8 protein-coding genes, 1 tRNA gene and 1 pseudogene are annotated in these 8,208 nt (G+C 33.3%); 2 read left to right on the plus strand and 8 right to left on the minus strand.

Features of this window, described 5'->3' with window-relative positions:
• The 4 genes from ACTCAF_RS10150 to ACTCAF_RS10165 all read right to left on the minus strand — a co-directional run.
• Positions 1-419: GDP-mannose 4,6-dehydratase (locus tag ACTCAF_RS10150; protein WP_463063167.1), on the minus strand; the 419-nt coding region annotated here is incomplete at its 3' end.
• A gap of 2 nt (positions 420-421) precedes the next feature.
• Positions 422-1,852: a cysteine--tRNA ligase gene (gene cysS / locus ACTCAF_RS10155; protein ID WP_463063168.1), complete on the minus strand. Its 1,431-nt coding sequence runs from the start codon at positions 1,850-1,852 to the stop codon at positions 422-424.
• Positions 1,853-1,861: 9 nt separating this feature from the next.
• A complete protein-coding gene (locus ACTCAF_RS10160) occupies positions 1,862-2,779 on the minus strand; it encodes an ABC transporter ATP-binding protein (protein WP_463063169.1) in 918 nt (305 codons plus the stop codon).
• A 104-nt stretch (positions 2,780-2,883) separates the two neighbouring features.
• Positions 2,884-4,899 carry a methyl-accepting chemotaxis protein gene (locus ACTCAF_RS10165; RefSeq protein WP_463063170.1) on the minus strand — a complete coding sequence of 672 codons (2,016 nt, stop codon included), beginning with the start codon at positions 4,897-4,899 and terminating at the stop codon, positions 2,884-2,886.
• A gap of 93 nt (positions 4,900-4,992) precedes the next feature.
• On the opposite strand from ACTCAF_RS10165, the gene ACTCAF_RS10170 reads away from it, so the two are divergent.
• Both ACTCAF_RS10170 and ACTCAF_RS10175 read left to right on the plus strand, forming a co-directional pair.
• Entirely contained in the window at positions 4,993-5,511 is a 519-nt protein-coding gene (locus ACTCAF_RS10170; RefSeq protein WP_463063171.1) for a nitroreductase family protein, read from the plus strand.
• Between the two features lie 75 nt (positions 5,512-5,586).
• Positions 5,587-5,671 (plus strand) — tRNA-Leu (locus ACTCAF_RS10175).
• Positions 5,672-5,862: 191 nt separating this feature from the next.
• On the opposite strand, the gene ACTCAF_RS10180 is transcribed toward ACTCAF_RS10175, so the two are convergent.
• From ACTCAF_RS10180 to ACTCAF_RS10195, 4 genes and pseudogenes are all read right to left on the minus strand, one after another.
• Positions 5,863-6,159 carry a HesB-like (seleno)protein gene (locus ACTCAF_RS10180; protein WP_463063172.1) on the minus strand — a complete coding sequence of 99 codons (297 nt, stop codon included), beginning with the start codon at positions 6,157-6,159 and terminating at the stop codon, positions 5,863-5,865.
• 67 nt (positions 6,160-6,226) lie between these two features.
• Positions 6,227-7,294: pseudogene (corA, locus tag ACTCAF_RS10185) on the minus strand (magnesium/cobalt transporter CorA).
• A 101-nt stretch (positions 7,295-7,395) separates the two neighbouring features.
• Positions 7,396-7,539: a hypothetical protein gene (locus tag ACTCAF_RS10190; RefSeq protein WP_463063173.1), complete on the minus strand. Its 144-nt coding sequence runs from the start codon at positions 7,537-7,539 to the stop codon at positions 7,396-7,398.
• A gap of 225 nt (positions 7,540-7,764) precedes the next feature.
• Positions 7,765-8,118: a hypothetical protein gene (locus ACTCAF_RS10195; RefSeq protein ID WP_463063174.1), complete on the minus strand. Its 354-nt coding sequence runs from the start codon at positions 8,116-8,118 to the stop codon at positions 7,765-7,767.
• Positions 8,119-8,208: the final 90 nt, after the last annotated feature.

Genomic DNA, 8,208 nt, shown 5'->3' on the forward strand with positions numbered 1-8,208 from the left:
TCGCTAAAAGGGGTTTCAAGTCCGGCATAAAGGCTTGAAGTGGATGCAAGGACAAATTTTTTGACGCCATAATCCTTGCAAAGCTCCAGTAAATTTACTGTTCCGGTAGAGTTTGTTTCATAATACACAAATGGATTTACAAGGCTGTACCTCACGCCAGCCCTTGCTGCCAAATTGATAACCGCATCTATTTTATAAGTTTGAAAAATAACACTCATCGCCTCAAAATCAGAAATGTCTGCTTTGATAAATTTAAAATTTTTATCTTTTTCAAAAGCTGACAACCTGTATCTTTTAAGCTCCGGACTGTAATAATCATTTAAATTGTCAATACCTACAACAAAATGACCTTCATCAAGGAGCTTTCTCAATGTAAAAGAGCCTATAAATCCGGCGGCGCCGGTTAGCAATATATTCATTTTCACCTCACCCTTTTTGCTCTGAATTTTGTACCATCAAGTGTATCAAGAAGCTCTACACCTTTTTGCTTGAGGTAATCCCTTATCTCATCCGCCTTAGCAAAATTTTTATTTTTTCTTGCTAAATTTCTTTCCTCTATCAATTTATTAAGCTCTTCTTCATCTATTGCAAGATTAGCCTTAAACCACTCTTCAGGCTCTTTTTGAATAATCCCAAGAACATCGAGACAAATTTTTCTTACCTTTTTCACAACACTCTCAAGAATAGTAAAGCTCTCCTCATCAGGTTTATTTGAAATAATTATATTTAATGACTTTATAAATTCAAAAAGATGGGCAAGAGCTGAAGGGGTATTGAAGTCATCATCCATAGACCTTGTAAAACCCTCAATAAAGCCCGCTTCCAGCTTTTTTACATCTTCTGTCAGGTTTTTTGACTTTTTGACAGGCCTATAAGTCAGTAATTCATCAAGTGCAGTATAAATCCTGTCAAGTGCCCTTTCGGCTTCTATCAGGTTGTCTCTGGAAAAATCGAGAGGGGATCTGTAATGGGTAGTAAGAAGAAAATATCTCAAAACCTCCGGATCAAATTCTTTTAAAATATCTTTTATTGTAAAAAAATTGCCAAGAGATTTAGACATTTTTTCCTTATTTATATTAACAAAGCCGTTATGCAGCCAGTATTTTGCAAACATCTTGCCTTCAGAGGCCTCAGATTGTGCAATTTCATTTTCATGATGGGGAAATACAAGGTCTTTCCCACCACCATGGATATCAAAAGGGATTCCTAAAATCTTTGAACTCATAGCGCTGCATTCTATGTGCCATCCCGGTCTTCCTGGTCCCCAAGGACTTTCCCAGGCTGGTTCATTTTCTTTGCTTTTTTTCCATAAGGCAAAATCAAGAGGGTCATCTTTAATTTCGCTCACATCCACCCTTGCTCCCGCAAGAAGATCATCAATACTTCGATGTGAAAGTTTTCCGTAATTTTCAAAGGCCCTTACTTTGAAGTATACATCTCCATTTTTTTCATATGCATAGCCTTTTTCAATAAGTTTTTCACATAACTCAATCATTTCATTGATAAATTCCGTTGCTTTAGGAGTATAGTCTGGTTTTTCTACCAAAAGTGCACTCATATCATCATCATGGGACTTTATATATTTTGCTGTAAGCTCTTTCCATGAGATACCGATTTCGTTACTCCTCTTGATGATCTTGTCATCAATGTCAGTAAAATTCTTAACAAATGTTACCTTGTAATTTTTAAATTTAAGATACTTTCTTATAACATCAAACACAACAGAGCTTCTCGCATGGCCGATATGGCAGTCATCATAAACAGTTACACCACATACATACATTCTCACTTCGCCATCATTTATCGGCTCAAAAGGTTCTTTTTTAAGTGTCATCGTATTATAAATTTCCATATTTTCCCCTTAAAACTTATTGCATCTGTGATAATGGTTATCACCAATATATTTTTTTTCAAGCTCTTTATTGCATAGTTTACCATCAAAATGCTCGCACCTGCTGGCAAAAGGGCAAACAGCATTAATATTTTCAATAAGTTCTGAAGATATAAGGTTTTTTGATGCAGAAATCAATGTCTTCGTATAAGGGTGAATGGGGTTATTTATAATATCATCCGTTTTACCATATTCCACGTCCACACCCTTATAAAGAACAATAGTGTAATCACACAAAAAATTTACCACTGCAAGATCATGGGAAATAAGAATAATCGTCTTTTCCTCTCTGACTTTCAACTCTTTAAAAATATTCAGAATTTGCGACTGCACGGATACATCAAGCGCACTTACAGGCTCATCAGCTATAATAATTTCCGGATCAAGAATAAGTGCCCTTGCAATTGAAATCCTTTGCCTTTGTCCCCCGGAAAACTCGTGGGAATAGCGATATAAAAACTCTTCTTTTAGCCCCACTTTTTTGAATATATCAATAAATCTTTCCCTATAATTATTGTCAGTACAATGGGCTTTATATCCATCTTTCAACATTGTGAAAATTTTAAGTCTCGGGTTAAGGCTCGAATATGGATCCTGGAAAACAACCTGAACATTTTTTCTATAAAATTTATAATCAGGTGTTTTTCGATTTACAACCTTTCCCTTGTATAAAACTTCGCCACTGTCAGGTTTTATTATATCTGCAATAATATTTGCAAGGGTTGATTTACCACTCCCGGATTCACCTACTATTCCTATCGCTTTGCCTTTTTCGATGTTCAAAGAAATATTATCAATAGCTTTTATTTTGTCTTTAGATGCCGAAAAAATCCCTTCCGAAAGATGAAAAGTTTTAGAAACATCTCTAATTTCGATTATATTATTCATATTTTAGAGTTTTATAAGAAAATTCCACATTCTGCAACAAAAAAAGACTCTTAGATTAATATCACAGCCGTAACAAATAATGTAACTAAAAAAATATTCAAATATTAGATTTTGTACTTTTTAATTATATCATTCAATTCTTCAGATACTTTTTCAATTTCACCTGAAAGAGAAACTATATTGTTAATAATAAATCCATTTTCTTCTGCACTTTTGGAAATATTTGTAATAGATGAAGCTACCATACTGATTGCGATATTAAGCTCCTCAGCCATTTTCTGAATCGGACTTATTGAATTTACTGCCGATTCAAGGTCGGTTGTGGCCTGATTAAAACTTTCACCAACAGATGTAATCTCTCTGGAGCCTTCTTCAATGTTTTTTATGCCAGAATCCACAATAGTTACTACCTCATCAACGCTCTTCTGTATAATGTTTACTTTATCGGAAATATTTTTTGTAGAAAGCGTAGTTTTTTCAGCCAATTTTCTCACCTCGTCTGCCACAACAGCAAAGCCTCTTCCAGCCTCCCCTGCCCTTGCTGCCTCGATTGCCGCATTAAGTGCCAACAAGTTTGTCTGGTCAGCTATATCTATAATAAGCTTGATTATTTCATTAATTTCCACACTTGATTTTTTCAACTCATCAAGACTTCCTGATGCTTCCACAAACTCCGATACAATCTTGTTGATATTATCAATAGCCTCCTGCAGCCCCTTGTTGCCATTTATAATTTCACCTTTTGCAATATTTATATTGCTTACGCCTTCATGGATATTTGTTTCAATTTCCTGTGACGTGCTTGACATCTCTTCAGCAGCAGTAGCCGTCTGATTTATTTCCTCATTTATATTGATTGTAGATGTTTTCATCTCTTCCATACTTGATAACGACTGCTGACTCACATTAAGAAGCATATTTGAAAATTCTGAAATTTTACCTATAAGCGTTTTTAGGCTGTTTTTCATATCATTTACTGCTTTTGTCAGTATTGCAATTTCATCTTTTTTGCTACCCTTAATCTCAATATCTTCAATGTCCAATCTGCCGTCAATTATATTCCTGGCAACATTAGTAATCTTGATTATTGGAGCAGATACTTTACTTGCACTTACAACACCAATGACGGATGATACAGCCAAAGCAATTATAATAGCAATAATAGAAATAACCCTGCTTGAATTAGATATTGAATTAATTGTATCAAGACTATTTTTAACATTTTTGCTCGCCATTGCCATCTGTTCATCAATGTACGAATCAAGCCTTGTTATGTTTTTTTCCAGGTTTACTGTCATACTTGACAAATTGTTTCCCAATTTAACTGCTTTCAAATATTCATTATATATATTGTCAACCAGAGGGGTAAGCTCGTTGCATGTTTCTATAATATTTTGTAATCGTTCTCTCGTCTTTGGGTCATTCACAGGGTCAGGAAGAATATCCTGTATCTTTTTATGTTCAAGAATTGACTGTGCGACAACACTCATAACTTTTAAATAACTTTGCATAGACATTTGCGAGTCTTCAATCTCATATTCATCCGTCTGGGAAAGCATATAATTTGCATAAACTTTAAATTGCAAATTGCTTTCCATCATTTTATTAAATAAAGTAAGAGTTGAAATGTTTGATTCCGGAATAGTTTTCAACGAAATTTCTATATAGCCCTTAATACGCCTATAAAGGTCATCAATCTTCACTGAAATTTTAGCAACATCTTCTTTTAAGGTAAGGTAGTTGGTCTTGTTTTCACCCATTTGTTTAATTATTTTATCAAGCTCATTAAGTTCATTCTGAAGATTTGATGCTATTTTGGGATTTAACATTTTAATGTCTTTGGTGGTATTAGTTAATTTATCTGTATTCGCGCTTACACTTTCAAGCTCTTGATTTAACTTTTCGATATTATCTTCTGCAAGAATTCTGCTTACCATATTTGTAGATTTTAAAAAATCTATATCAAAGTCAGATATTTTGGAAAGTAAATTATTGTTGAATGTAACATCATTGATATATGATTTTATTTTACTGAAAAAACCTATAGTTATAATTCCGAATATAACAATAATCAAAGAAATAAGAAGATACGACACAAGCATTTTGAGTTTAATCCCCATAAAAGCCCCCTTGTTTTTACGTAAAAAGTGTATTATTTTTTATCGGAAAATTCAATACTAACTTTACAAATTAAAAATTAAAAAAGGTGATATATGATTGAAATTTTGAGAAACAGAAGAAGCGTAAGAAGCTTTCTTACAAAAAATATTGAAAGTGAAAAGCTCGACATACTCATAGAAGCAGCATTAAGAGCGCCTACTTCAAGAAATATCAACCCTACAAAATTTATTGTTGTCAAAGATAAAGAAACTTTGAAAAAACTTTCTACAGCAAAGGCTCATGGCGCTGAATTTCTAAGTAATTGCAATGTTGCGATAGCTGTAATAGGTGATACAAGTGCATCAGACACATGTATTGAGGATTGCAGTATTGCTTCAATAATTTTACAACTTACCGCAGAAAGCCTTGGACTTGGCAGTTGCTGGGCGCAAATAAGATTAAGATATGATGAAAATAAAGTTTTGGCAGAAGATAATGTAAGAAAAATTCTGAATATTCCCGAGCATTTCCTTGTAGAATCAATTATAGGAATAGGTTATCCCAAAAGTCGACCTAAACCGATTCAGTATGATAAACTTGACTTTGGCAGAATAAAATATGAAACATTTTGACAAGTTTACTCATTGTTAGACTGAGATTTTAATTGACATAAAAAAATTTTAAATGTATAAGTTTTGCTTGTTGTTGCCGGAGTGGCGGAATTGGCAGACGCACCGGACTCAAAATCCGGCGGGCTAATCACCCGTGGGGGTTCGAGTCCCCCCTCCGGCATTTTTGGTATTTGCTTATATTCTTAGTCATCTTACTTATGAAATATTAATTGTGTATCAAATATATAGTTTCCATAATACTCAACAAAATCAAAGGGCATTTTAACTTTTTAAAAAATATATTTTGGTATAAAAAAGGCCTGCAAAATTTGCAGGCCCTATTGAAGATTTTTCGAAATTATTTGTAAAAATTTAACTACAAGAACAACTTCCACCAGAAGTAGCAGGAATTATCACAAAACCTTCACCGTTTTGGTTCGAAATATAATCGATTTTTGCCTCACCTACATAATTAATAATTCTGTCTTCTACCATAATTTCGATTTCATTGATAACTTGTAATTCTTTTTCATTTGGCTCATCCAGAGCCAAACCCAGATTTGGGCCGCCTCAGCCAACACCTTCGATAACAAGTCGCAGACATTTGCCGGGATAATTTTTCAAAAGGGACTTGAGTTTGTCCCTTGCCGCATCAGTAATTTCAAGCATTTTACTTCTCCTTATTTATATTTTGGATTGTTGTATCTTATAATTTTACATTTGTCAAATAATCGTTTCAATTATTACATCCACTTCTTTTTTTAAAATATAGCGTTAAACCCACACCAATAAATATCATAATCCCCCATAGACCAAAATAACCATATTTCTATTCAAGCTCAGGCATGTTCTTGAAATTCATACCATAAACACCCACAAGAAATGTTAGAAGTATAAATATAGTCGCAATCAAAGTAAGCATTTTCATAACTTCGTTGGTTTTAGTATTAATTTCAGAAAGATATATATCAAGAAGTCCACTTAGTATATCTCTTATTGTATCTAAAATATCAATAATCTGAATTGTATGATCATAAACATCCCTGAAGTACATAAGTGTTTCTTCAGCAATAAGTTTATTTTTTTCTTTATACAATATCCCTACTAACTCTGTCAAAGGCCATACAGCTTTTCTTAATACTATTAAATCTTTTTTCATTTTATGCATTCTCTCAACTATATCAGAACCAGTTTTTGTCGTTACCTCATCTTCAAGATTTTCAAGCTCTTCTTCAACTTGCTCAAGAACGACAAAATAATTGTCAACTATAACATCAATAAGAGCATAAACCAGATAATCAGAGCCTTTTTTTCTAATTATCCCTTTGTTATTTTTTAATCTTGACCTTATAAAGCCAAATATATCAATCTCTTTTTCCTGAAAAGAGATAACATAATTCTTACCAAAAACAATGCTCACCTGCTCGGCATCAAGTACTTTGGTTTCATTGTTTAAAGACAACATCTTGAGTACTACAAATATATTCTCATCATAATATTCAATTTTAGGCCGCTGATAAACATTTAATATATCCTCAAGCACAAGCTTATTCAGTCCAAAATAATTGCCAATCTTTTCAACAGCCTCAATATCGTGTAATCCGATAATATTTATCCATGTTACCCCTGTGGCATTTTTCACATCCAACTGAGATATATCATTAATCGTATATTCCCTGTAATGCTCGCTATCGTATTCAATAATTTGAATTGTAAATTCAATATTTTTGTCACCAGTATATACAAGAGCCCCCGGGGGGAGTCCTGTTTTTTTAACTAACTTGCCCCTTTTGTTTTTTTTCATTTTATCACCTCACATCACAATCTTACTACAAATAAAAATTGATTCCATTTGAAATAAGATAACTTAGCGTGTATAATCTACTGAAATAAACCTTTTAGGCTTTATGTTTTTATTATCAAAAAAGGAGAGTGCCATGAAAATATTCTCATAGGCAATTCAACAGAAGAACAGTTTAGAGCCATTGAAGATGTTAGCAGAAGCATCCAGAATATTTCAGCAGGAATTGAAGAATCTTCCAAAGCCATCGAGGAGGTCTTAAGCACCGTGCTCAACATCGAAAAAGAATCATCAAACCTGCAAACTATTGTCAGTAAATTTAGAACTTAAAATAATAAAAGGGGGATACCCCCCTTTTATTAAACTACAAAATATCTCTATTTATGTAAATCCAAGTTTGTTGTTTAGCTATCTTACTACTTACCAATTAATCGTATCACACATAATATTTGGCAACCATTAGAATAAATGTTTTAAAATTTAACTTTTAAAACATCAGTACTTGCCACTTTTTCTATCCCCTTGACCTGTGTTTTTATTGTAGGCATTGCAATTTTTGTTTTACCATTCTCAATTTCTACCAATGCTGTTGCTTCATAAACACCAAAAATAGCCCCTACAATTGCACCACCTGCAGCACCATATGAAATATACTCAAGATGGTCTGAGGGTTTTTCTTCAAAAGCAAGGAATGCAGCTCCTATAATCGCACCGGTTATCGCACCATAAGCAGTATCTTTCATAACCACTGCCCCTCTTGTTTCCGCAAAGCCAAAAGATGAAAACATTACCATGACTGCTAATACTGCAACTATCAACCTTTTCATAAAGTCCTCCTTTTTATTTGTAAAATTAAGTTTCATTCAATTATACAGGAAATTTTTAAATATTCCATAATATTATTGCAATTTTTATAA

It is taken from the genome of Deferrivibrio sp. (genome assembly GCF_055117995.1).

Bases quoted from the DNA above. Each gene is read 5' to 3' on its own strand.
- cysS (WP_463063168.1), bottom strand. From the start codon at position 1,852: ATGGAAATTTATAATACGATGACACTTAAAAAAGAACCTTTTGAGCCG.
- ACTCAF_RS10160 (WP_463063169.1), bottom strand. From the start codon at position 2,779: ATGAATAATATAATCGAAATTAGAGATGTTTCTAAAACTTTTCATCTT.
- ACTCAF_RS10165 (WP_463063170.1), bottom strand. From the start codon at position 4,899: ATGGGGATTAAACTCAAAATGCTTGTGTCGTATCTTCTTATTTCTTTG.
- ACTCAF_RS10170 (WP_463063171.1), top strand. From the start codon at position 4,993: ATGATTGAAATTTTGAGAAACAGAAGAAGCGTAAGAAGCTTTCTTACA.
- ACTCAF_RS10190 (WP_463063173.1), bottom strand. From the start codon at position 7,539: ATGGCTTTGGAAGATTCTTCAATTCCTGCTGAAATATTCTGGATGCTT.
- ACTCAF_RS10195 (WP_463063174.1), bottom strand. From the start codon at position 8,118: ATGAAAAGGTTGATAGTTGCAGTATTAGCAGTCATGGTAATGTTTTCA.